The organism is Nitrosomonas sp., from assembly GCF_024282095.1.
Taxonomy (GTDB): Bacteria; Pseudomonadota; Gammaproteobacteria; order Burkholderiales; family Nitrosomonadaceae; genus Nitrosomonas.
The window spans coordinates 14,279-39,998 of record NZ_JAMWZS010000008.1; the positions used below are offsets into that span (position 1 = coordinate 14,279).

The following is a 25,720-nucleotide window of genomic DNA, read 5'->3' on the forward strand; positions in this document are numbered from 1 at the left end:
GACAAAGCCACGTCCACATATACTCACCCCCTCGGTGCCGGCAGTTGATCGGTTTCCAGTACAAACTTTAGCGCCAGTCCGTTATTACACCAGCGCTCACCTCGCGGTGGCGGTCCATCTTTGAAGACATGCCCCTGATGCCCTCCGCATCGTATACAGTGATATTCAGTGCGCAGAAAAATCAGCTTAAAGTCGCGTCTTGTCCCCATATGCCCAGGAATGGGCTGTGTAAAGCTCGGCCATCCAGTCCCGCTCTCATACTTATATTGACTTTCAAACAGCGGCAAATAGCATGCGGCACAGATAAAGGTCCCTGCTCGATGCTCATGATTTAATTCGCTGCTTCCAGGTTCCTCGGTATGCTCTTCAAATAAAACCCGGTAGGCTTCCGGCGACACCAATCCACGCCATGCTTCATGGGGTTTGTTGAGTGGCTCGATTGCAGTTTGCGGATTAATATCACCCGCGACCAATTGTGCCGGTAACAAAAATGAAAGCGCGGGTAAAGCAGTAACTACACTCATTCCTTGAAGAAAGATGCGTCGTTTCATAAGAAGCTCCTCGTTGAGTTAATGAAGTCCGATACTGCATTGCACAAAAATTAACCTCAACCGATCAAACGGGTGTTACTCGTAATTGAAGACGCTAGCTCAGGATTGGCATCATTTTGATTAACTCTGCCCTGCAGATTTACCTACAAATCCTGTATCATCACGGTTTTAGGATTATATCTTAGTCTACATGAAAATCACTTTTCTGGAATTTGAACAAAATATTGCAGAATTTGAATCAAAAATAGATGAGCTACGCTTTGCTCAAGATGACTCTGCACTGGACATTTCATCTGAAATCACACGATTACAGGCAAAAAGCCAATCACTCACAAAAAATGTCTATGCAAAATTGACCCCATGGCAAATTTCGCAAGTCGCCCGACATCCGCAGCGCCCCTATACGCTGGACTATATAGAACATCTATTCACAGATTTCGAAGAATTACACGGCGACCGGAATTTTTCTGATGATCATGCGATTGTGGGCGGTTTGGCACGTTTCAACGGCCAAACCATTATGGTCATCGGTCATCAGAAAGGACGTGATACCCGGGAAAAAATTTATCGTAACTTTGGCATGCCGAAGCCGGAGGGTTATCGTAAAGCGTTGCGCCTAATGCGTTTGGCTGAGAAATTTTCCATCCCGCTGATTACTTTTATCGATACGCCGGGTGCCTATCCGGGTATCGATGCAGAAGAGCGGGGACAATCTGAAGCCATCGGTAAGAATCTTTACGTCCTGGCAGAATTAAGAGTGCCTGTGATCTGCATCATTATTGGCGAAGGTGGCTCCGGCGGTGCCTTGGCGGTAGCGGTCGGTGATGTGATACACATGCTGCAATATGCCACCTATTCCGTCATCTCTCCTGAAGGTTGCGCCTCCATTCTATGGAAAAGTGCAGACAAGGCACCGGAAGCCGCAGAGATTATGGGTATTACCGCCGATCGGCTGAAAGCAATGAATTTGATCGATAGTATTATTACTGAACCCATTGGCGGAGCGCATCGCGATTATCCGGCAGTGATGCAATCGGTAAAAACCGTTTTACAGGAATCGCTCCGCAAACTTCAAGATCATTCTACCGAGACACTTCTGGAAAAACGCATCGAGCGACTCATGGCATATGGCTCATATAAGGAAGTCAAAGTCGAATAGCCTGGTATGTGATACTAAAAAAGTATTACTTGCACATATTAAACAGGGTAATCATTTAACGATTGCCTTGAGTGGCGGTATAGATTCGATCGTATTACTGCATGTACTTGTCATGCTATCCAAGCAAATGCAATTTACGCTTTCTGCTGTGCATGTTAATCATGGCATCAGTCGCAATGCAGTACTGTGGAGCAGATTTTGCTGTGATCTTTGTTACGCTTATGGCATTTCTGTCTACGTTGCGTATATACACATCCCCAAAGAATCCGGTATAAGCCTTGAAGCGGTTGCTCGCGACGAACGCTATCGCATTTTTAATCACGTACAAGCTGATTATGTGGTGCTCGCACAGCATTTGGACGATCAAGCCGAAACATTGTTATTACAATTATTTCGTGGTGCAGGCATTAAAGGATTAAGTGCCATGCCGGTTGTGAGAAAACAACTCTCTGATAATGCACCGCAAATACTCCGGCCGCTACTGGAAGTTTCTCGCAGCAGGATCGAATCCTACGCACGGCAAAATAAATTGAACTGGATCAACGATGAAAGTAATGACAGTATTACTTTCGATAGAAATTTTCTGCGTCATGACATCCTGCCCATATTGAGAGGGCGATACCCCAATTACTCTCAAACGCTGTTACGCACCAGTCGTCACTTGTCCGAAGCATCGTTGTTATTGGATGAGCTGGCTGCAATCGATAGTGAAGATTGCCTGGTTTCCGGTAAGCTTCAAGTCGATGGCCTACGTCAACTGAGTTTTCCGCGCGCCAAAAATCTGTTTCGCTATACTTTGTTGCAACAGGGTGCGGATCTCCCCAGCACAGCGAAATTAGAAGAAATTTTGCATCAACTTTTATCGCTATCTTCGGATAATCAATTCCATATCAGCTTTGGCACTACTGAAATTCGTTGTTATCAAGGCGCTGTCTACATATTAGCTAGAAAAAAACTTTCGGAGCAACCCGAACAATGCCAATACATATGGCGCGGCGGAGCGTTTTTAACGCTGCAACATTTGAGTGGCACCGTTCGTTTTATCCAGGCAGAAAATCAAGGTATCGATCAACAGAAAATATTAAATAAAGTAATAACTGTGCGTTCGCGTAGCGGTGGAGAACGTTTTACACCGGCTTGTAACCGTCCGCGACGAAGTTTAAAGAACCTATTACAAGAAGCTTCGATACCGCCATGGGAGCGTACTATGATGCCATTGCTGTTTTGTGATGATAAGCTCATATGGGTACCGGGAATCGGCATTGACTGTGAATTTCAAGTAAAATCCGGTGAACTGGGAACGCTACCTATCTGGAATCGTGAGTGAGAGTAGGTTATGTAATTTTGGAAACAATAGGAACTTTAAAGATTATTCATACAATCAATTTATTCTCTAAGGATGCTTCATGATTCTGGTCACGGGTGGCGCGGGATTTATCGGCAGTAATTTTATTCTGGATTGGCTGACGCAATCTGATGAAAAAATTGTAAATCTTGATAAATTAACTTACGCGGGTAATTTGCAAAACCTGTCCTCATTAACGGGAAACCCAAGACATATTTTTGTGCATGGGGATATCGGGGACATCGAACTCGTTTCACGATTATTGGCTCAGCATCAGCCCCGGGCCATTATTAATTTCGCCGCTGAGAGTCATGTAGATCGTTCGATCCATGGTCCGGAAGACTTTATTCAGACCAATATTCTGGGCACATTCCGCTTATTGGAGGCGGTACGTGCTTACTGGAACGAACTCGAAACAACCGCAAAACAGAATTTCCGCTTTCTCCATGTTTCAACCGACGAAGTATATGGTTCGTTGAGCCAGAATGAGCCCGCATTTACTGAGGAACATCGCTATGAGCCCAATAGCCCCTATTCCGCCAGCAAAGCTTCCAGTGATCATTTGGTGCGGGCTTATCACCATACCTACGGTCTGCCTGTACTGACTACAAATTGCTCGAATAATTATGGTCCTTTCCAATTTCCGGAAAAACTGATCCCTTTGATGATTGTTAATGCATTAACAGGGAAATCCTTACCGGTATATGGTGATGGTCTGCAAATTCGTGACTGGCTATACGTGACCGATCACTGCAGTGCGATTCGCCGTGTTTTAGCAGCAGGTAATCCGGGAGAAACTTATAATATTGGCGGCTGGAATGAGAAACCCAACATTGAAATTGTGCAAACAATCTGTAATTTATTGGAAGAATTATATCCAGGTTCTATCTTTCATCATCTGATCACTTACGTCAAAGACCGGCCGGGACACGATCGTCGTTATGCCATCAATGCCACCAAAATTGAACGCGAGCTAAACTGGAAGCCAGCGGAAACCTTTGAAACAGGCATCCGTAAAACTATTCATTGGTACTTGGAAAACCGGCAATGGATTGCTGATGTTCAAACTGGTGCATACCGGGAATGGATAGAAAAGAATTACGCTGAGTTACAGTCATCGCAATGAAAATTTTGCTATTCGGTAAAAATGGTCAGGTAGGATGGGAGCTGCAGCGGAGTTTAGCGCCTTTAGGCGAACTAATTGCATTAAATTCAGCAAACGATGAGTACTGTGGTGATTTTACCAATCTTGCAGGCATCAAACAAACGATACGAAAAATTGCACCCGATATCATTGTCAATGCCGCCGCTTATACTGCTGTGGATAAAGCTGAAAGTGAAACGGAATTAGCACATATCTTAAATGCGCAGGCCCCTGGCGTGCTTGCACAAGAAGCAAAGCAATTGAACGCTTGGTTGGTTCATTATTCTACAGATTATGTTTTTAACGGCAGTGGTGAGCAACCGCACCTTGAAACAGATGCGACGGATCCCCTCAATGTGTATGGAAAAACCAAACTGGAAGGTGAAAACAATATTGTTGCGTCCGGATGCTCACATTTAATATTCCGTACCAGTTGGGTTTATGCAACGCATGGCAATAATTTTATTAAAACGATACTGCGTTTAGCACAGCAACGTGACAAGTTAACAATTGTCAATGATCAGATTGGTTCACCCACCGGTGCAGAATTGATAGCGGATATTACTGCCTACGCGTTACTTTCATTAAGGCATCAGCATGAGGTTTCCGGCTTATATCACTTGGTAGCCAAAGGATATACATCATGGTATGAATTTTCCCGTTTTATCTTGGAGCATGCGAGACACGCAAATCTTCCATTAAAAATTCAACCGCATGCCCTTCTGCCCATAACGAGTTGTGATTTTCCTTTGCCTGCAAAACGCCCATTGAATTCACGCTTAAATACTTGTCAGCTGGAAAAGAGATTTAATTTAAATCTGCCCGCTTGGCAAACGGGCGTATCTCGTACATTGACTGAGATTCTAAGCAAGGAAATATGATGCGCTCGGTGTTTAACCTTCCGCTACATCCGCAAGGCCGATGATCGTATTTCTTTCGAGTGTTCCCTGCGCTTCCTGAGTTCTGTATTTCAGTCAATCGGATAGATTTCGTAAGGGGCAATATGTATATAGTTGCCTGTTTCGGTTGATATACCGAAGGTAAATATGAAGAGCCTCTCGGTTAAACCAAAAACAAAAACTTGCTTGAATGATTGGTTAAGTTCGTTATATACTCATTTTTTTAACTAATAGTTAAAGAAAAAGAGAACTTTTTTATAAGGAAAATTACACAATGAAATATACTCTTCTGGCTGCATTTTTACTGGCTCTTCTAACATTGTCTGCATGCGGTGGCAAACCTAGCCAAGCGCTGCCTGAAACCGAAAAAGCAAACTATGAGAAAATCATGAGCGGTGGAGAAGCAGATAGCAAAAAATAATCCCTCTGTTTGAGGAATTAATAAAAAACCGCCTTTCAAGGCGGTTTTGTTTTTTTAAATTTACAAACTCATTTTCTAGCGTATTTGACTTGAATTGTTGAAAATTTGCCTTACTCTAGAACACTGCAAGGAGAAAATAAAATATTCAGCTATCTTTCCAGGAAGTTTATGCCAGCCTGCTCTCCTCTGCTATTTAAGCTGTTCATGTAATAGCTTCAGAATACGACTGGTAGTAGCAGAATTTGTTGCCGTTCCATCATCATTGAGCAAAGTAACCTTGCTGGTATTGGTTCCGGTATTATCAACGTGTATGCGGTATTTTGCAGCTTTTGCATCTGCCTTATCATCACTACGCCAGAACATAATTCCCGACAGAATACCTTCGCCATCGCCTTTTTTCTTACTATCGTTATCAGGATTGACATAGCGAACAAAATAAACACCTTCCACCCGATTACGGTCCTCAACGGTAAAACCGATGCGATCAAGCGCCAGCCCGACGCGTCGCCATGATCTGTCAAACGCTTCATTGATGATCAGTGTGCTTCCTGTTTCCCGGTCAATGTAGGCGCGTTCTTGAGTAGTGCTTCTACCCGTAGTTAACTCCAACTTGGCTTGTTCTTCTGCTACACCAAAACGCATCATCAACCGGGATAGCATTTCAGCTTCCAAGTCAGGATCAGCGGGACGAGGCTGCCAGATGGTGCGGTTAAGACTGCCTCCTTCCAGCACTTCATTCATACCGCGGTGACTGATATATATTTCAGTGCTACCCGTTTCATTGCGCTCTAGACGGGTACGAAATTTATCACGCTCAGCAGTGGAATAGATACTATCCAGGAAAGTGGAGAGAAAAGTTCGTACAATGTCTTGTGGAATCTTGGCTCGATTCTCGGCCCAGTCTGTTTCCATAATACCTGCTTCAGGGACTTCCATTTTGATCAGGAAACCCAATTCCTGCCAGAATTCTTTGACTACCGGCCATACCATTTCAGGTGATTGCGGTACAACCAGCCAGCGTTGCGTGCCGGCGCGCTCAATATGTACATTCTGAATCGATGACGGTATAAAGGAAGGCGTGCCAGCCTTGGGTTGCCCGCCACGTTCGCTGCTATAGGCAGAAAACGTTGTGCTACTACTGGACGAGTTGGACTCAGGAATTGAGTAGCGCTCATCAATCGCAGGTTGAATCAGATCAGGCGGAATATCCAAGGGGGGAAGTTTTCCAGCCGACTTGTAATCAATACTCTTGGTTTCAGGAAACAGATCGAGCATCTTACAGCCCGTGTTTGTCAATGAAAGCACCAATACTAGCGACGGCACGGTTACTTTCCGCCATTTCATTTTTGACATCTTACTCCTTCAAATCACGGATATTGGCCGATTGCATGGCTTCGCGAATAAGCTGATGATACTGAGCGGATAACGGTGTGAGGGGAAGGCGAATTCCAAGACCCATTAAGCCCATTTGTGCAACAGCCCATTTCACAGGAATCGGATTAGCTTCGACAAATAAATCGATATGTAAGCGTAACAGCTGATTATTGAGCGCTCGAGCGGTCTTCAGATTGCCAGCAAATGCGGCCATGCACATGTCGTGCATCATTCTGGGAGCTACGTTTGCTGTGACTGAAATAACACCATGCGCACCTAATAACATCAGTGCTAATGCACTGACATCATCTCCGCTATAGATGGAAAAACCCGCTGGCGCGCGCGCTAATAAATCAGAGCCTCGTCCAATATCGCCGGTTGCATCTTTAATACCCACAATATTGGGAATCTGTGTCAAACGTAATGCGGTATCGTTGTGGATATCTGCAACGGTCCTACCGGGAACGTTATATAAGATATGCGGAATTTCAACCGCCTCCGCAATTGCCTTAAAGTGCTGATATAGCCCTTCCTGAGTGGGCTTATTGTAATAAGGGGCAACCGAGAGGCAGGCATCTACTCCGGCATTTTTTGCGTAAATCGATAAATCAATCGCTTCACGGGTTGAATTAGCACCCGTACCTGCAATGACCGGTATGCGTCCAGCAACATGATCCACTGCAGTGCGCATGAGTAGATGGTGTTCTTCAAAATCCACAGTGGGAGATTCGCCTGTAGTGCCAACTACCACAACACCATCGGTACCCTGGTCTATATGAAAATCAAGAAGAGAGCGGAAACGTTCCAGATCTAATCCACCCTCTTCATCCATCGGAGTAACGATGGCAACCAAGCTACCTTTAAACATGACAACTTATCCAGTAAAAAAAATATATTTTACCCGAATCTCGTTGAGACGCTATGTTTTAATCAATCGATATCAGCGTTCTATCCATTCATTTTAGAAAAACTGATTCTGTCATCGCTGCAGTCAACTTTAATCGTATCTTTGGCAATAAATTTACCCTCCAGGATCTCTTTTGCCAGCGGATTTTCAATTTGCGCCTGGATCGCGCGCTTTAAAGGTCGCGCACCGAATACCGGATCAAAACCAGCTTGAGAAATCACGGATAATGCTGCATCGCTAACCTCAAGTTTCATTTCCAGTTTGGCCAGTCTGGTTTCAAGATAGTGAAGCTGTATCTGCGCAATTGAATGAATATGTTTTTGATCCAAAGCATGAAACACCACGACCTCATCAATACGATTAATAAATTCAGGGCGGAAATGAGCTTTTACCTCACCCATCACTGCATGCTTGATCGATTCATATGGACTGTCGGACATTTCCTGGATCATTTGCGAGCCCAGGTTGGACGTCATGACAATCACCGTATTCTTGAAATCGACGGTACGCCCCTGACCATCCGTCATACGACCATCATCCAGAACTTGTAGCAGCACATTGAATACATCCGGATGCGCTTTTTCCACTTCATCCAGCAAAATGACGGCGTAGGGTTTTCTGCGCACGAGCTCAGTTAAGTAACCGCCTTCTTCATAACCGACATAGCCGGGCGGCGCCCCAATCAGACGTGCTACCGAATGTTTTTCCATAAATTCGGACATATCGATACGTATTAAATGGTCTTCTGAATCAAATAAAAATCCGGCTAACGCCTTACACAATTCAGTTTTACCTACACCGGTCGGTCCCAGAAACAGGAATGATCCATAAGGCCGGTCAGGGTCAGCCAATCCGGCACGGGAGCGCCGGATCGCATCGGATACCAAACGTACCGCCTCATCCTGACCGATTACCCTGTCATGTAATTTTTGTTCCATCAACAACAATTTTTCACGTTCACCTTGCATCATTTTAGACACAGGAATACCGGTGGCACGCGATACTACTTCCGCAATTTCTTCAGCACCAACTTGGGTGCGCAATAATTTAGGTGCGGCTGCAGAACCTGATTCAGTTTTTACGCTTTGCTGTTTTTGGTCACTGAGTTGGGATTGCAATTGCGCTTCCAATTGTGGAAGGCGGCCATATTGCAATTCCGAGACTTTTTGCCAATCGCCTTTGCGAGTGGCCGCTTCGATTTCCAGCTTGATCTTCTCCATCTCCTCCTTGATTTGCTGGGAACCTTGCACATGGAATTTTTCAGTTTTCCAGATTTCATTCAAATCAGCATACTCACGTTCTTTTTGCTTTATTTCATCCTCAAGTAATTGCAGGCGTTTCTGTGAAGCCTCATCTTTTTCTTTTTTTATTGCTTCACGCTCGATTTTGAGCTGTATCAGGCGTCGATCCAGCTTATCCAGTGCTTCGGGTTTGGAATCAATTTCCATACGAATGCGCGCTGCGGCTTCATCAATCAGATCAATGGCTTTGTCAGGCAGAAAACGATCAGTGATATAACGATTGGACAGTTCCGCAGCAGCGACAATTGCCGGATCGGTAATATCAACACCGTGATGTACTTCGTATCTCTCCTGTAAGCCGCGCAGTATCGCGATGGTGGCTTCCACAGTAGGTTCTTCTACCAATACTTTTTGGAAGCGTCGCTCCAGCGCAGCATCTTTCTCAATATACTTGCGGTACTCATCCAAGGTAGTGGCACCGACACAGTGCAACTCACCGCGCGCCAATGCGGGCTTTAGCATATTACCCGCATCCATTGCGCCTTCCGCTTTGCCTGCGCCCACCATGGTATGCAGCTCATCAATGAATACAATGGTTTTTCCTTCGTCTTGTGCAAGTTCTTTCAACACTGATTTGAGACGCTCCTCAAATTCCCCCCGGTATTTGGCACCTGCCAGGAGTGCGGCCATATCCAAAGAGAGCACACGCTTATCTTTCAAGCTTTCAGGTACCTCGCCATTGATAATGCGCTGCGCCAAGCCTTCAACAATGGCGGTTTTGCCGACACCCGGCTCACCAATCAGGACAGGATTATTTTTAGTGCGCCGTTGCAAAACTTGTATCGCACGGCGAATCTCATCGTCACGTCCGATGACTGGATCCAACTTGCCTTGACGTGCGCGTTCGGTAAGATCCAGGGTATATTTTTTTAAGGCTTCGCGGCTGCTTTCAGCTTCAGCGCTGCTGACTTGTTCACCGCCTCGTATCGCATTGATGGCCTTTTCCAAAGCTGTGTGATTGGCACCATGCTGCTTGAGTAAAGTACCAATCTCGCCTTTGTCCTGCAGGATTGCCAAAAGAAACACCTCTGAAGCAATAAACTGATCGTTGCGTTTTTGCGCTTCTTTGTCTGCCAAATTCAGTAGGTTATTCAGCGTGCGAGAAATATTTACTTCCCCTCCTGAATTTTCAACTTTGGGTAATCGCTGCACGCTTTGCTTGATGCTTTCCAGCAATGGAGCGGTATTGACGCCGGAACGTTGCAGCAAAGAGAGTGTACTGCCATCTTCCTGTTGCAGGAGCGCCAGTAGTAGATGCTGCGGCTCAATTGCCGGATTATCCTGACCGACAGCGATGCTTTGAGCATCTGCAAAGGCTTGTTGAAATTTGGTGGTTAGTTTGTCAAAACGCATGAAATTCTCCCTCCGTAGGTTATTGGCTCCTACGTGGGGGGCGGTGCCGGAATTTCAAGAGCGGATTATTTGGCTATGCGAAGTGCGTGTATCTTGCTTATTTCTGGTATGAATTTCTTTAAAATGTTTTCGATCTCAGAAACGGGTACCGGTCTGCTGAAATAATAGCCTTGATAGTGATTGCATTTTTGTGCGATTAATAGATTAAGCTGTTCTGCTGTTTCAATACCTTCTGCAATGACATCCATTTCCAGGCTGTGTGCCATCGCAATGATAGCGGCGACAATCGTGTGATCGTTCTTATCGGTTACGATATCACGAACGAATGTGCGGTCTATTTTAAGCGTATGAATTGGGAAACGTTTCAGGTAACTGAGGCTTGAATAGCCAGTACCAAAGTCATCAATTGAGATATGTATGCCCATGTCACTCAAACATTTAAGTGTTTCGACGACTTTCTCAATGTTATCGATCAGCATACTCTCGGTGATCTCCAGGGTGATATATTTTGCTTCCACCCCGGTTTCATTCAGTATTCGAGAAATATTTTTTGTTAAATCTTTATCCCGGAACTGTCTTCCTGATAGATTAATGGCCACCCTTGGAACAGTATAACCCTGATTCTGCCACGTTTTGATTTGTATACAGACTGTTTTCAGAACCCATTCACCAATCGGAATAATCAGCCCGGTTTCCTCCGCCAAGCTAATGAATTTATCCGGAGAAATCAATTTATGTTCAGGGTGCCGCCAACGCAGCAGCGCTTCCACACTATAAAGTTGATGATCCGGCATATCCATGACAGGCTGGTAGTATAGAACCAGTTCGTCACGCTCTAGCGCATGGCGTAAATCAAGACCGAGAGTGTGCCGCTCGTGAGCTGATTTGTTGAGTTCATCGGTAAAGAACTGATAATTATTGCGTCCATTTTCTTTGGCATAGTACATGGCTACATCACTGTTCTTCAATAATGCTTCCGCACTGGTTCCATCATCCGGGAATACCGCAATGCCGATGCTGCCGCCGATATGTAGCTCGTTTTCATGGATATGATAAGGCTGTATCATCGAATCCAGAATCTTTTGAGCCACTTTTGCAGCATCCAGGGATTCCGCGATGGAATTTAGCACCACAATAAATTCATCGCCGCCTTGACGCGCAACAGTGTCTTCATTGCGGACACATGCCGACAATCGCTTGGCTACCGCCTTTAGTAAAAGATCACCGATGTCATGGCCTAATGAATCATTGATAGTTTTGAAATGATCCAAGTCGATAAACAGCACAGCCATTTGCCTTTGATGGCGTGTATCATGGACCAGTGCTTGTTCGATGCGATCTTGCAGCAAGTGCCGATTGGGTAAGCCTGTTAACGCGTCATGCGTTGCCATTTGAATAATGCGCTGTTCAGCCTCTTTGCGTTCGTACCAACGACCCAGGTCATGTGCAATGGTGTCAATCAGATTCTGTTCATAGGGAAATGTGAATGCCAGGTCTTGCAAGTAAGATACCTTTAACAGTCCACATACTTCTCCATTCGACATAATTTTTGCGCTGATTTCATTGCGAAGGTTTGCGTGGTATCCCGCTGTAGCGAATTGCTTGTTTCCCAGTTCAATCATGGCAACTGCCATTTCAGGAGAATGCAGGGCCAGGATGAGGGATTCCAATATGTTCTGGCATATCTTTTCTGTACTGAGATCCTGTCCCATATAATTTCTGATAATTTGCAGGCAATTACTTTCTTTAAGCCGTTCGCTCAAGCCACAGTCTTTTTGTTTGTGTGCGGTAATATCGACACTGATCGACAAATAACAATCGGTTTTCCCAGGGGCACTCACAATCGGTATGATTGCTGAATCCACCCAATAGAGTGTTCCTGCTTTATTGCGGTTACAGATTTCCTGGTGCCAGATTTCACCTTTGGTAATAGTTGCCCACATGTCAACAAAAAATGATTCTGGATGTATCTGTGAGTTCAATAAGCGATGATCTTGTTCTATCAGTTCTTCTGCGGAGTAACCACTGATTTCACACAATTTATCATTGACTTGTATAATCTTTCCATGGCGATCGATAAAGGCGATTAAAGCAATTCTGCCAATAGCGTTGATATAGGCAGTCAGTTCAGAAGAAATTTTCTCGGCATGGTTTCTAGCCTGTATTAACTTTCTATGCGTTTTTATCAATGCATTTCTGGATTTAATGGATTTTTGAATCAGCGGCAAGGTCAACCAATACAGAATTGCTATGCCAAATGCTACAAATAGCCCCAGATACAGCAAGATCGTTTTAATCTGATCCGTCAGATGATCGTACAACTCGTGTTCATTAATTTTGAGTACAGCGCCTAATCCATAGGCAACAGGCGAATGCGCTGCGACAACATCGATTTGCCGGTAGTCCTTGGTGAATTTAATACCGGTTTGCCCTGCTAGCGCATAGTGGATCGGTAACGGTTTGTTGTCCATGATGCGCTGCATACGTTTAAAATGATTACCATCAAACCCACGTAGAAAACAGTCCATCTCCAGATTATTTCCTTTCACAGGAGCACACAGCAGAAAGTCACCCGTCATGCCAATCAGGGTGATTTCTGTAAATATTCTGGTGAGAGCGGGTAGCGGTTCCTCCGTTATGATACGGCCAATGAATTTATTTTCATCATTCAGAACAGGCATGGAATTACGCAAAATAAATTTCCCATCATCCCACAATAAATTGCTGCGGATATCCGGACCAGTATCTAACTCAATCATGAGATCCGAGTAATTGGAATGAAGACCCGATCTGAGTATCAAGTTGCCTGCAGGGCCATAGATACTGACACCTGAGAAGTTATTCTTCAGCATTGTTTCTGAAGATTTAATTAAATTGATAGCCCCTTCGTCTTTGAGTGCATTCGAATTGGCTTTTTCCAAGCTTTGAACCAGAGAAATACGAGTGGATGCTGTTTTTGTATGTGATATGGAATGTGTCATCTGATTTTCGATCAGCTTAACCATATTTTCTAATGCCACGTTCAGACCCGAAGTCGTCATCGCTTCAGTCTGTGGTTGCATGATCCTATAGACAGAGAAACCTGTTAACAAGATGAGAGTCACCAGTGTCAATCCACTGATGGTAATAATTCTGCGATCATCTTGATTGATAAAAAAACGAAACATTGTCTATTAGCATTTCCAAGAAACAGAGATTTTTATGACGACCCGTGATTAAGTGAGGACTATTCAAAGAACGACGAACTATTATCGGTAAGCGGCTTCTATACTTAAGCTGCAATTAGGCACTTTTTTACCCCTTTATCTGAAGCTTGCTGAAAATAGCTTGTCGTAAATTGATGAATAAACAGACGCAACAACGCGGGGATGACGATTCAAAGCTGACTGCGTTTTGGGAGAACGACCGAATGAAGGAAATGATTTATATTTTTTTCTTTAGTAACTCGGGATAAGGATACAAAATATTCAGTGCCACACTTTTACCCGCTGTTTCAACGATGCGCACATGCTCACGCTTAAACTGTCGTGCGTGATGCAAACCACATGAATGAGCGATCATGTTAATTTCCTTGTTAACATTTTTGGCGTAGTTAGCAACGCGCAGATATTTTTCCTCAACCACCAGGCCGTTTTGCAAGCGCACATCGTGGGTTGTGATGCCGGTGGGGCAAGTATTGAGATGGCAGCGCATCGCCTGGATGCAACCCAATGAGAACATAAAGCCTCGCGCCGTATTGACAAAATCAGCGCCGGCGCAAAGCGCCCAAGCACCTTCCGCAGAAGTAACCAATTTCCCCGCAGCAACGACATAAATGCGGTTTTTCAGGCCGGACTGAATCAGTGCATCCACCACGCGCGGCAAGGCTTCCGCAATCGGCAAGCTAACATGGTCAAGCAGCGTCTGCGGTGCGGCACCACTGCCGCCTTCACCGCCGTCTATGGTCAGAAAATCGGGAGCATATTCGAGCCCACGACGGTTGATGTTGTCGCACAACTCATTAATAAAATTCCATCCGCCGATCGCCGTTTTGATACCGACCGGGCGTCCGGTCAGTTCACGGATATAATTGATTTTATCGAGCAGCTCATCGATGTTATTAATGTCTTTATGGCGATTCGGGCTGATGGAATCCTGATGCTCAGGGATGCCGCGTATTGCGGCAATTTCACTTCCCACTTTGGTGCCCGGCAATAACCCGCCTTTGCCGGGTTTTGCACCTTGCGACAATTTGATCTCAAACGCTTTGACCACTTTGCTCAATTCTTTGGCGCGTTGCGCGGAGAAATTGCCGTGTTCATCGCGAATACCGTACTTGGCGGTGCCGATTTGCATAATCACATCGCAATCGCCCTCCAAATGATACGGAGCCAACCCGCCTTCGCCGGTATTCAGCCAACAACCCGCTTGTGCCGCGCCGCGTGACAAAGCGCGCACGGCAGGTTTCGAAATGGCGCCGTAGCTCATAGCGCTGATGTTAATGATGGATTTAGCTTCAAAAGGATGTTCGCAATAGCCCTGACCGATGTGCAATGAGGGTGTTGGCAGTTGATCTTCTTCCTGAATCGGGAAAGCGGCGTTGACGAAAATGATCGATCCCGGTTGACGCAAATCATTGGTGGAACCGAAACCGACCAGACTGCCTTTATTCTTTGCATTTTTGTAGATCCAGCCGCGCGTGGCACGATTGAACGGCATTTCATCCCGATCATTGGCAAAGAAATATTGCCGGAAATATTTTCCCTGTATTTCGAAAAAGTAGCGCAAACGCCCAATGACAGGATAATTGCGTAGTACTGTGTGCTTTTTCTGTGTGACATCCTGGATGAACCAAAAAATAATCATCACGACGATGGCAACACCAAGTATCGTGACAATGCCATGGATGATCAAATCAATCACGTGAGCCATATAATCTCCTTCCTTGCAACTTACTATCGCGGGAGCCTATATACTATCTGTTCGACCATAGTAAGTGAACAGCTTGGGTGCATAAAGAAATTGAACAATTTACTCGATGAAATTAATGACAATGTAAAACGTGCGTTAGCGGAAGATATGGGTACGGGCGACCTGACGGCGGCATTGATTCCGCAGGACAAGGAATTAAACGCATTGGTAATCAGTAGGGAAAACGCGGTATTGTGCGGAATGCAGTGGTTTGAGATCTGTTTTCTGACGTTGGCGCCGCAAACAACGATCGACTGGCTTGCCCGGGATGGGGATTATGTTCAAGCCGGGCAACAACTTTGCACGATCAAAGGGCCAGCCCGCGCACTGTTGACCGCGGAGCGTTCCGCACTGAATTTTCTGCAGATGCTGTCCGCCGTAGCAACACACACCAAGCGCTTTACCGATGCCATCGCCGGCACAAAAACGCTTATCGTCGATACGCGCAAAACCCTGCCAGGTTTGCGATTGGCGCAGAAATACGCGGTAACCTGCGGCGGCGGCGTCAATCATCGCATCGGCCTGTATGACGGCATTCTGATCAAGGAAAACCACATCATCGCAGCGGGTGGCATCAAACCGGCTTTGATGAAAGCGCGGGAAATCGCGCCGCCGGATGTTTTTATTCAAATTGAAGTGGAATCGTTGCAGGAATTACATGAGGCGCTGGCGGCTGGCGCCACGATGGTGTTGTTGGATAATTTTACGCTGGATCAGTTGCGCGATGCAGTTACGCTGACTCGCCAGCGGAGCAGTGAACGAGTCATCTTGGAGGCATCCGGCAATATCACACTGAATAATGTGCGTCAGGTGGCTGAAATGGGGGTTGACCGGATTTCCGTCGGCGGCTTAACTAAAAATATTCAGGCAATCGATCTGTCAATGCGTTTTGTTTAACAGGCCGTTAATGACATATTTATCTTATTTGTTCAAGGCTGACTTGTGCGCGCCCTTTTCCAAAAAATCCCAGCTTTTTAGCTGCATGTTTTGTGACATCGATGATATTTTGATTATGTTGTGCCATGCGGTCATTGATTTTGACGATGACACTTTGGTTATTTGCTAAATTAGTGACCTTGACTTGCGACCCATAAGGAAATTTATTATGTGCAGCGGTCAGTTTATTTTGATCAAAAACTTCCCCATTCGCTGTTTTCTTACCTTGATACTTATCGTGATAGTGGACGGCATTGCCTGTTCCCGCGAGGGCAACACAGGAATTTAGTGTGATAAAAGCAACAGTGCCATGAAATAATAGTGAAGTAACGCATTTATTCATAAAAAATTTCCTCTGCAAAATATCAGCATGCCAGTAATACTGAAAACCGATTAATTTGATGATTTTTATACCAATCCACAGCGAGACAATCGATGTGGATTGCGGCGGTGGCAGTTTACAGGCATTCGCACGGTTGGTTTTTGAGAATTGAGTACAATTTTACCCGCATTTACAGCTTGCAATTTTTACATCCATCACTTTTGTTCCATCGTGCTAATGAATGCATTCGCTTCATTGATTGATTTTTCCATCGAAGCAACCAGCGCGGATACATCGGATTTGATCGTGCCCAATTCGCCTTTGAGCGAAGCAATGGCGCGGGCATTGAGGTTGTGTTTGAGGAACATGACCTGATCGTGAAACACGGTAAGGATCGGTTCGATTTTGGCTTCGGCTTGTTTCATCGAAGCGATTAACTGACGGTAATGCGCTTGCGTGCTATCAAGTTTTTTCTGACTGCTTTGTTTCATCGAGGCGTTGCTGTATTGCGTGATTTCCGTTTTCCATTCGGTGAATAACGCTTCGGAAACACTTTCTATGTCCGCAATTCGTGTTTTGACTTCGTCGGCTTTGCTGACGCTGGCTTCATACGCGTCATTAAGCCGTTTATAGGTAGCTTCCAGGTCACCGCCGCTAAAGTTGGTGGCGGCAGTAAACTGTTCCAGTGCGGATTTGAATTGCTCCTTGGTTTCTTCCTGCGTATCGCGTGCTTTCTCAACTCGCGACACCATCACATCGCGTTTCGGAATGCCGATTTTTTCCAGGCCTTCGAGATACATCGTGGTGCAGGCTGTCAGCATCAGCACTATTGAAAGAATGAATAAACGGGACAGAGTGTTCATGTTGTTCTCCATTAAAAGGTCTACAGGTTGTTGATTTTTATTGTCTGCTACGAAGTGGTCGGATTTAACGTAACACACCTCGCCGTAACAACCGCCAAGCTACTTTCAAACCCCATAAGATGGGATGGCGACGCAACATCGGGGTAATTTCGACGCGCACACCGGTGTGCCGCTCAATTTTCCACGCCGCATATTCGACGCTATTGTTGAAAGTCAACGTGGCTTTGGATAAGCGCAGGATCGACAGAATTTTTCCCTGCCAACGGCGCAAACGCCAGCGCCACAGTGCCTGTCGTTGTGTCGCTGGATCGGTCAGGCAGCGGTATTTTCCATTGTCTAGTTTTTCCAATATGCCTTGCAGCATGGGAGCTGCCACTTCTGTCAGGCGGGTAAATGCACCCAGGTTGGCCTGCGCCAGATGGCGCGCGCGCGTTTCGCGCTCTGCCCGCAATTCAGCGGCATAGGTAAGCATCAGACAGCGGGTCCAGATTTCTTCCACATCGAATATACCTGCCTCGAGTGCTGCGGCTCCCGATTTTAAAAAAGTGACAACAGCGTGCGCCAGCGAAGCATAAATGTGTTCCCGCACAGCATCATCACGGCAGTACAGCAACCGTGACGGTTGCGCAAAACGCGCCCAAATATACGGATGAAACCAATGCTGCGCACCACGCCTGAAGTCGTGTGTTGAAATGACGGCGTATTTGGCGCGTAACGTTCTTCCCTGATGCGGTACTTCCACATAAAAAACATTCGGTGCCAGCCAAGCGTTTAAGTTGGCCAAATAGCGCTCGGGATAAGCCTTGTGGTAGCTATCCACGATGACATACAAATCGACAATGCCTTCTTCCAGGCTAATGGCGGAATGCAAGCAGGAGCCATACAGAATCACGGCATCCAGTGACTCGCCAAAGCGCATGATGAGCACATCCACCAACGGGACGAGATCGGGAGATACCGCCTTGTTGCTTTCCCAAGCGACTTCGTTGAGTAGCCGGATGGGCAGTTGTTCGGTGGATGTGGCTTTAGTATTAGTCATAGTCTTAACAGCGCCTTCCAGCACTAAGAATGTCACAGGATTGGTGGCAGTAATCCGTAGCGGTTTGTTGGTACTGGCAGATCGATACAATTCACCGTCCACAATATACTCATCATCCATTTGCAGCGTTAAGGAACGGGTGTTATGGCTGTAATAACCATCTTTTTCCCGCAGCACTTCGCCGCCGCCTGAAATTAACGGCCATATTGAGCGCCACAAGCGTTTGTGGTGTTGATCGACCAATGTCACATGCAGCGGCGCCGGTTCTTTTCCCCAGTAGGGACGAATGTTAAGCAACAGGCAATCCAATGCACTGACCAGTGCGAACAGATAAGTGCCTTGATGAGTTCGCCCATCGGCTTGCATCATGGTCATTGTGACCGGCGCCCATTCATTCTGATGGCGGCCAGATAGCATACCGATCATCATGCCGGCGAGCGAGCGCAGCATGATCAAAGAAGTAAAAATGCCGCCGGTAATTCCGATTTGCTTGACCGGGCTGCGCGAGAATTTGACGCCGCGTGCAATCAGTCCGACAGCGAAGAACATGCCATAGATTGCCCCCATTCCTGCCTGCTCGATACGTAGTACGGGACGCTGTACCAGCCTGGGTTCCACTGGCCGTAATAGATAATCACGCAAGCGGCGCAGGATTTGTTCGGGTTTGCCACGCATTCCCAGATCCAATGGCGTCATATTGGTGGTACCGCCCGGTATGACCATCAGCACAGGCCATTTCGCAGGCGCCAATGCAGCAAACAAATGACCGAGGATCGCATGCGTCGTACCGTCTCCCGCAACAATCACCAGTAAATCGATATTCGCTCGGAGCAATTGATCAATTGCACTTTTGAAAGTGATCGCATCGGTAGCTTCGTAGACCATGATACCGGGTATTTCGCTCAATGCCTGCCGGATAGCCGGTTGACATTTACGTGTCTGGCCTCCCAGTGGGTTGAGCAGGCAACCAACTTTGGCTGTCCCGCTTCTCAAGCGGTCAATCCGTGCTTGTAATGTCATTGGGTGTGATAAACGATTAATTGGATGATACCGGATAGGGCTTTTTGAGATTGATCGGGGCGCGCGTGAATATTTTGACCGCCCATATTTCCCGGTCACGTGCCGGATCGATATCCTGCAGCCAGGATTTCAGTGATCCTTCTTTTTGCTTGGTTTTCCAGCCGGTCATCAAGCGCCATACCAGTATACCCGTTGAGATCAAATGCCATGCAACGACCAACAAAAGCCCGAAATCCGGTTGGCCGGTCAACCATCCATACGTGAGCAACAAAAGATTCGGATTGCGCCGGGCGGTGATGAGCCGATTGAAGGAATCCCATTTGTGCCAGATGAACATATCAAAGTGTGCCAACCAGAACTGGAACATGCCTTCGCACAAACGTCCGCCGACATAGCCGATGAACATAAGCCACATCAGTATTCCCAAGCCGGTAATGGGCGTGAGCGTGCTTGCCAAACCGACTCCCCAAGCCAGATACCAGAGTGGTGGATGAATGATATCCAGACCATGATCCAGTACATCGCCGAGTCGGCTTGACGTCACGGTAACACGTGCCAGTTTCCCGTCCACGGTGTCGAGAAAGGTCATGAACCATCCCATGAGCAGACCCATGCCAAAAAACCCGAACCAGAATGCGACCCCAGCCAACACGGCCAAAACGACGCTGAGATACGTGACATGATTGGGTTGCCAGCCTTCCCGGACACAGTAATGTGTCGCCCAGAATGCCGGTACCGGCCAGAGCCATTTGGTGACCAGATCGGTCACGCCCTTATACGACCCGGAAAACAGCTCCTGTTCCAATAACGGGCGATTTTCTTCGCTGATGGGCAAAATATAAGGCGGATCTTTCTTTTTCAGATTCTGCTGGAAGTCTATTTGCAGATCCTTCAAACCAATGCGCGGAATGGTCAGCAGCACAAAGCGATAATTCTGGCTCTTGTTATTGTTGAGATTCCTGAGTAATTGCTGCGCTTGATCGCCATCGGTACGTATCGCGGCGGGACAATTTTCGTCGCTGTATAGCGCTGTTTTTTTCTCCATGCCGAGCAATGCGGTGAGTACCCGGGCATCAAACAGAAAATTGGCGTTCAGGAATAATACAGCAGCACCGGAAGGAATTTTTTCTACATCCTCAGTAAGGATGATATGTTCTCTCGTTTTCAACATGCGCTGCAAACGCTCACGGCCGGTTAGTCCCCAAATTTTGGTTTCAATTTCACCGAAGATATAGATATAGGTTGAAGTCGACATGTGTTGTAGTGATTGGGTTTTGTCTGAGTTATGAAAGATCTGTCATGGATAAAACAAGACTGCGCAATTATATAGGCATTGATACTACACTAACCCATTCGTGTTAAAAAGTTCTGCGTAACCATAAAGTTGCTAGAATGATCATGGCAAAACCCGGTACCAGTGCGATGAATGCCGGGTTTAAACGTAATATCAAACCCGTATTCGCAATAATTTGATCCAGCAGATAAACGGCAATGCCGATCAACGCAGCAAACACCAGTTTATTGCTCAAGCCGGTGCGAATCGATCCAAATACAAACGGAATCGACAACAGCAGCATTGCAATCGTCATCAGTGCACTGCCCAATTTACGCCATAGCGCCAACGCATACGAATCCGTATCCTGACCGGTGCTGCGCAGGAATTCCACATGCCTTACCAATTCAAGCGGTGACAGGCTTTCGGGTAATTTGGTGAGGGTTAGAATATCGTCCGGGTTTAGAAACGACGACCAGTTTAATGAAGCAAGACGGGTCGCTGAAATCTCGTCGTCTTTAAATGTTCTGACGATTACATTGTTTAATTCCCAGCTATCGTCATCTTTGATATCTGCATATTGGGCCAGGGTGTGCGAGAGTAAAAAACCTTCCTGATCTAGTTGCAGGATTTCAATATCGGCTGCTCTTTTGGCATGCATCATCTGGCCGATGCGCAGAATATTGTGCTCATTGCGCGTCCAGATTCCCAGATTCCTGCCTAATTCGGCACTGAGCTCCAGCGCGATAGCACGATTGGTAATGGCTTTTTGCTGCAACTGGGGCGCGACAAATTGCTCTAGGATCGCGACACTCAGCAACAGTAATATACCAACGCTTAAAGGTGCGAGACTGATGCGCAGAGGTGAAATTCCGGCAACCCGTAAAGCGATCAATTCCGAATGAACTGCCAGTTTTCCAAGCGCAATCACTGTACCCAATAAAGCAACAAAAGGTGCAATTTGGATAAGTCTGCGCGGCACCAACATGGCTGTGTATAAAAATGCATCTTTGATGCGATAGGTGCCTTTGCCGACATCTTCCAATTGATCCAATAAATCAAAGAAACTGAATAACGGTAACAAAACCGCTGTGGCAATCATGAAACCGATCGCCACTTGATAAACGATATAGCGATAAATGATCATGATTGACGCGGGAATCGTTTGCGCTTTGATTTCAATGCATAGATGCCAAGCGCGACTAACATCAGCAGATATAACCACCAAACGCCCGGCACGCTACCCACAACGCCTTGTTCGACCCAGGTTTTGGCCAGTCCGGTCAAATTATAATAGGCGGCGAAAACAAGCGCTGCGATCAGATACGTTCGATCGGTTTTATCGTGGCGCGGCGTGGTGCGAATAAACGTCACCGCGATTAAAGCCAGCAGGATGGTAGCAAGCGGGCGGGAAATGCGCCATTGCAATTCCGCAATATCCCGCGGCTGATCGGATTCCCACAGCGTTCTCGTGGCGGCGGCCTTGCGCCGGTAATTCAGAACAAAGTCATTATCAATGAAATAAGTCATGTTCCTGAACTGAATGACCTCATCAATGCTTGCTGCATTGGTTAATTGATATACCACACCCTCGGATAATTGAATATGCGGTCTCAGTTCTTCCGCTGTTGGCTGAATCTGGCGAGCTTGCCTGGCAATGACGATTTCACTGCTGTCCGGCTTCTTGATATAGTGAAAAATATTCTGCATTTGCTGATCAACATCACTTTTGCTGCGCACATAGACCACCCTGCCGGTCTTTTCACTGCCATAAAAACGCCCGGCCTGAAAGCGGTTGGTATTTAAGTCCGCTTCAGCCTGCGCGTCCAATATGTAACTTTCCGCATAAGCCCAAGGCCGTACATACGATGACAGCATGCCGCTGGCGATACCAACCGGTATTGCCACAGTCAGTACGGTAAGGACAATGCGCGTACCACTGACGCCGACAGAGCGGATTACATTCAATTCCTGATCTTTGTTGAGTCTGCCCAGACCGATAATGACAGAAATATAGAGTGCAATAGGAATGAGTACTTCCAGTGCAATCAGCGTTTTTAGAAATACCAGTTTGAGCAGTGCGGCGATGCCCAATGTTTCGGTAACAGCGCCAGCCAAAAGCCGGGCGCTGCTGAAGCTGGCGAATAAGCCAACCAGAATCAAAATGACTACCGTGAAGGGCAGCGATATTTCGCGCGCGATGTACCGCTCAATTAATTTCATATATCGGTTTTGAGTATCGACTCAGCAAGCACTAAGTCTTCTACTTTATCAACATCTACGCCAGCACGAGGATTATCAAGCACAACGGCCTGTATTTTTACCCCTGATTTTTCTGATACGGCGGCTAATGCCTGCTGTAGTGTGAGCGACCCAAACAAATAAGACAGTACCATTTTGAATCCAAGCACTTGTCCGATCAAGCGCCAGGGACGTTTGCGCAGCTCTTCAGCTTGCCGCCAGAATCCGACCAGCATCCGCCCCTGAGGATTGAACATGAACAGATTGCAGCCGCAGAATCCACCGTCGCGCAGCCGTATGACGGTGCGTTTTGAACCTGGAAATGCGGCGGCGATGTCTTGCTGCCTGATCGTGCCAACAGCAGCATCACACTGCGTTGCCAGGGCGTCGTGTAAAAAACGTTGCACGATATCGGGTGTGAGCAAGGCATGATCGGCAGTAGTCAATAATACCGGCGTATCGCTCGGTACATGACTGAGACCGCTTTCAGCGCTGCGACTGGGCGAATCCAGATTCGGCAGCCAGGTTACTTGTCCGGATGCGATCCGTTGTTTTAATTCCGGACAATGCAGGAGCAAGGATTCGGAAGGGCCGCAGAGAGTAATCGAGGTAATCAGATCGCAAGCTGCCAGCGCATCCACAACACGGATAACCATCGGAACGCCGCCAACAGGTGCAAAGGCTTTGCAGGCTGCGCCGGTGTGTTGCGTGATGGGATCTTTATTGGTGCGGTCAGCAGCCAGAACCAGTGCGGCGAAACGCTGCGGCGTTGGATAGGATTCAGCGCTCACAATGTTTTTCCATAAATACGATAGCGTTTGTATTGTTCGCTGCCAATGCTGTCAAGGATACTGCGCATGGCGACGTTGTCTTCCAGTATCCATGACATTTCAACTTCCTGGATGCCGCGCGCGATTCCCGCTTGCCGTGGCGCATCAATGACCAGGCAAGCCAATGCCAGACCCAGTGGCGTATTGTGAAATTGTTTACGTACGCCCATCAGCGGTATGCGGCCTGTGCGGATCTGATGATTTCTGATTCTGTTGACCAGTTTGAGCCAGCCAAATGGAAACAGGCTACCGTTTAATTCAGTCAAGACTTCATTGAGATTAGGCAATCCCACCATGAATGCTGAAGGCTTGCCATCGACTTCGGCGACTTGAATGAATTCATCGGGCAACAACAAACGCAGACTGCTGCCCAGTTCAGCAAATTCTTCTCGTGTGAAGGGGATGAATCCCCAATTTTCAGACCAGGCATCGTTAAAAATATCCCGCAGCATTTCCATTTCCGCATCGAATTGATTGCGGTTCAGTGTACGTAATTTTATTTTTGGAGAAAATCGATTGATCAATATCTGCATGACACGCGGTATTTCAAAATCGACTCTGACTTTATAGGCCAGCAAATCTTTTACCGGCTGATACCCTTGTTCTTCCAGCAAGCGTCCATACCAACGCGGTGAGTGGGGCATCATGATGACCGGCGGCGTGTCGAATCCATCGACCAGAATGCCGCACTCCTGATTGATGGAAAGGTTGAATGGCCCGCTGACTCGGCGGATTTGCCGGGATGCCAGCCATGCTTCTGCATTTAGCATCAGTGCAGCACATACTTCTGCGTCGTCGATGCATTCGAACAGGCCAAAATGACCGCTGTCTGTACCGTAGCGCTCTTGGTGCAAGGAATCGATCTGCGCACTGATGCGTCCAACCGCTTGGCCATTTTGAAAGGCTACCCAGGCTTGCCATTCGCCATGTTTAAAAAAAGGATTGAAACGGGAAAAGTGAAAGCGCCGCTCCAAACGTAAAGGCGGTACCCACAACGGATCATCGGCATAAACATGCCAAGGTACGTCAATGAATTTGCCCATATCACGATAAGACATGACCGGACGCACCGTTACTTTGGAATTGCCCGGTTTATCGTGTTTATTCATAGCAGATGAGCGCTGTCGTTTGAATGATCATTGGATCAAGAATAACTGATCGGTTCGCTAAATAGTTTAAATCAGTAATGCAGCCAGTTCACTGCATCAGTTAAGTATGATAAAAAAGAAGGTTTTTTTATAAATTAGTATGTTTGAGTAAATTCGATACCAATCGATGAAAAGTTTCTTTGGGATCCGGTTCCTTATTTGTGGATTGTTTGGTAGGCGCAGCATGATCGGATGCTGAAGGTTGTTCAGCAACAGCACACTTCTCATCAGTGATATTCCGGCAGAAATCACAAAAATTATTCCAATCCGTGTTGTAACTCAGCAGGCGATCCTGTGGAATGAATACGCGCAAAACCTCAAAGTTTTGCTGCATTTCGGGTAGACGAGAGCACAGGTAAGTATTGATATTTCTGGGCCAGCCTTTATGGGTTGGATACAGAAGCTCCAATTGTGTTTCAATGGTATAGCGAAAATTATCAATCGCATTGGCGCGGCGTTTGCGATTAAGAATTTCAACAAATACAGCCACTAACCCCAAAAAGCCAAACAAAACAAATGGCCATAACGGTACAGTCTCAAAATATCCGGTGATTTGATTAATATTTTCGTCCAAGGTCGTCTCAATCCAGTTTTAAGTATATTGAAAAAACAAACTCAAGTAGTTAATTAATTGAATGCTTACT

Annotated in this window: 21 protein-coding genes; 6 read left to right on the forward strand and 15 right to left on the reverse strand. The window is 46.5% G+C overall.

Translation table 11 applies throughout. The features are described 5' to 3' along the window. Positions 1-23: 23 nt before the first annotated feature. Positions 24-551 (reverse strand): peptide-methionine (R)-S-oxide reductase MsrB, encoded by a 528-nt coding sequence (gene msrB, locus Q0K92_RS03760; protein WP_297324470.1) that lies wholly within the window; start codon positions 549-551, stop codon positions 24-26. Between the two features lie 190 nt (positions 552-741). On the opposite strand from msrB, the gene Q0K92_RS03765 reads away from it, so the two are divergent. The 5 genes from Q0K92_RS03765 to Q0K92_RS03785 all read left to right on the forward strand — a co-directional run bounded on the left by Q0K92_RS03765 (position 742) and on the right by Q0K92_RS03785 (position 5,519). Continuing rightward, positions 742-1,710 (forward strand): acetyl-CoA carboxylase carboxyltransferase subunit alpha, encoded by a 969-nt coding sequence (locus Q0K92_RS03765; RefSeq protein ID WP_297324471.1) that lies wholly within the window; start codon positions 742-744, stop codon positions 1,708-1,710. After that, a complete protein-coding gene (gene tilS, locus Q0K92_RS03770) occupies positions 1,679-3,037 on the forward strand; it encodes a tRNA lysidine(34) synthetase TilS (protein ID WP_297324472.1) in 1,359 nt (452 codons plus the stop codon). Before Q0K92_RS03765 ends, tilS begins: the two co-directional genes overlap by 32 nt. A 79-nt stretch (positions 3,038-3,116) precedes the next feature. Further along, positions 3,117-4,181 (forward strand): dTDP-glucose 4,6-dehydratase, encoded by a 1,065-nt coding sequence (gene rfbB, locus Q0K92_RS03775; RefSeq protein WP_297324473.1) that lies wholly within the window; start codon positions 3,117-3,119, stop codon positions 4,179-4,181. Then, the gene (gene rfbD, locus Q0K92_RS03780; RefSeq protein WP_297324474.1) at positions 4,178-5,080 is read left to right on the forward strand and encodes a dTDP-4-dehydrorhamnose reductase; all 903 of its coding nucleotides are present in this window, start codon (positions 4,178-4,180) and stop codon (positions 5,078-5,080) included. Before rfbB ends, rfbD begins: the two co-directional genes overlap by 4 nt. A 292-nt stretch (positions 5,081-5,372) precedes the next feature. Beyond that, entirely contained in the window at positions 5,373-5,519 is a 147-nt protein-coding gene (locus Q0K92_RS03785; RefSeq protein ID WP_297324475.1) for a hypothetical protein, read from the forward strand. A gap of 189 nt (positions 5,520-5,708) precedes the next feature. Here the strand turns inward: Q0K92_RS03785 and bamC are convergent, their stop codons facing one another. From bamC to Q0K92_RS03810, 5 genes are all read right to left on the reverse strand, one after another. Beyond that, positions 5,709-6,872 (reverse strand): outer membrane protein assembly factor BamC, encoded by a 1,164-nt coding sequence (gene bamC, locus Q0K92_RS03790; RefSeq protein ID WP_297324476.1) that lies wholly within the window; start codon positions 6,870-6,872, stop codon positions 5,709-5,711. A gap of 1 nt (position 6,873) precedes the next feature. Then, positions 6,874-7,761, reverse strand: a complete 888-nt coding sequence (gene dapA / locus Q0K92_RS03795; RefSeq protein WP_297324477.1) for a 4-hydroxy-tetrahydrodipicolinate synthase — start codon at positions 7,759-7,761, stop codon at positions 6,874-6,876. A gap of 80 nt (positions 7,762-7,841) precedes the next feature. Then, complete coding sequence (gene clpB / locus Q0K92_RS03800; protein WP_297324478.1) at positions 7,842-10,454, reverse strand: ATP-dependent chaperone ClpB; 2,613 nt, start codon at positions 10,452-10,454, stop codon at positions 7,842-7,844. Positions 10,455-10,519: 65 nt separating this feature from the next. Then, a complete protein-coding gene (locus tag Q0K92_RS03805) occupies positions 10,520-13,621 on the reverse strand; it encodes an EAL domain-containing protein (RefSeq protein ID WP_297324479.1) in 3,102 nt (1,033 codons plus the stop codon). A 256-nt stretch (positions 13,622-13,877) separates the two neighbouring features. Further along, positions 13,878-15,365, reverse strand: coding sequence for an FMN-binding glutamate synthase family protein (locus Q0K92_RS03810; RefSeq protein WP_297324480.1), 1,488 nt, complete (start codon positions 15,363-15,365; stop codon positions 13,878-13,880). Between the two features lie 81 nt (positions 15,366-15,446). Here Q0K92_RS03810 and nadC point away from each other — a divergent pair, with 81 nt between their 5' ends. Next, the gene (gene nadC, locus Q0K92_RS03815; RefSeq protein ID WP_297324528.1) at positions 15,447-16,301 is read left to right on the forward strand and encodes a carboxylating nicotinate-nucleotide diphosphorylase; all 855 of its coding nucleotides are present in this window, start codon (positions 15,447-15,449) and stop codon (positions 16,299-16,301) included. A 19-nt stretch (positions 16,302-16,320) separates the two neighbouring features. Here nadC and Q0K92_RS03820 read toward each other — a convergent pair whose 3' ends face one another. From Q0K92_RS03820 to Q0K92_RS03860, 9 genes are all read right to left on the reverse strand, one after another. Next, positions 16,321-16,683, reverse strand: a complete 363-nt coding sequence (locus Q0K92_RS03820; protein ID WP_297324481.1) for a septal ring lytic transglycosylase RlpA family protein — start codon at positions 16,681-16,683, stop codon at positions 16,321-16,323. A gap of 194 nt (positions 16,684-16,877) precedes the next feature. Further along, entirely contained in the window at positions 16,878-17,525 is a 648-nt protein-coding gene (locus Q0K92_RS03825; protein WP_297324482.1) for a DUF2959 domain-containing protein, read from the reverse strand. Between the two features lie 64 nt (positions 17,526-17,589). Further along, positions 17,590-19,584 carry a diacylglycerol kinase family protein gene (locus Q0K92_RS03830; protein WP_297324483.1) on the reverse strand — a complete coding sequence of 665 codons (1,995 nt, stop codon included), beginning with the start codon at positions 19,582-19,584 and terminating at the stop codon, positions 17,590-17,592. Positions 19,585-19,600: 16 nt separating this feature from the next. Further along, positions 19,601-20,839 carry a CDP-alcohol phosphatidyltransferase family protein gene (locus tag Q0K92_RS03835; RefSeq protein WP_297324484.1) on the reverse strand — a complete coding sequence of 413 codons (1,239 nt, stop codon included), beginning with the start codon at positions 20,837-20,839 and terminating at the stop codon, positions 19,601-19,603. Positions 20,840-20,942: 103 nt separating this feature from the next. Further along, positions 20,943-22,004 (reverse strand): LPS export ABC transporter permease LptG, encoded by a 1,062-nt coding sequence (gene lptG / locus Q0K92_RS03840; protein ID WP_297324485.1) that lies wholly within the window; start codon positions 22,002-22,004, stop codon positions 20,943-20,945. Next, entirely contained in the window at positions 22,001-23,080 is a 1,080-nt protein-coding gene (gene lptF / locus Q0K92_RS03845) for an LPS export ABC transporter permease LptF (RefSeq protein ID WP_297324486.1), read from the reverse strand. Before lptF ends, lptG begins: the two co-directional genes overlap by 4 nt. After that, the gene (locus Q0K92_RS03850; protein ID WP_297324487.1) at positions 23,077-23,889 is read right to left on the reverse strand and encodes a nucleotidyltransferase family protein; all 813 of its coding nucleotides are present in this window, start codon (positions 23,887-23,889) and stop codon (positions 23,077-23,079) included. Before Q0K92_RS03850 ends, lptF begins: the two co-directional genes overlap by 4 nt. Then, the gene (locus Q0K92_RS03855; protein ID WP_297324488.1) at positions 23,886-25,037 is read right to left on the reverse strand and encodes an N-acetyltransferase; all 1,152 of its coding nucleotides are present in this window, start codon (positions 25,035-25,037) and stop codon (positions 23,886-23,888) included. The genes Q0K92_RS03850 and Q0K92_RS03855 overlap by 4 nt, the downstream gene beginning before the upstream one ends. 127 nt (positions 25,038-25,164) lie before the next feature. Next, entirely contained in the window at positions 25,165-25,650 is a 486-nt protein-coding gene (locus Q0K92_RS03860; protein ID WP_297324489.1) for a hypothetical protein, read from the reverse strand. Between the last annotated feature and the right edge of the window lie 70 nt (positions 25,651-25,720).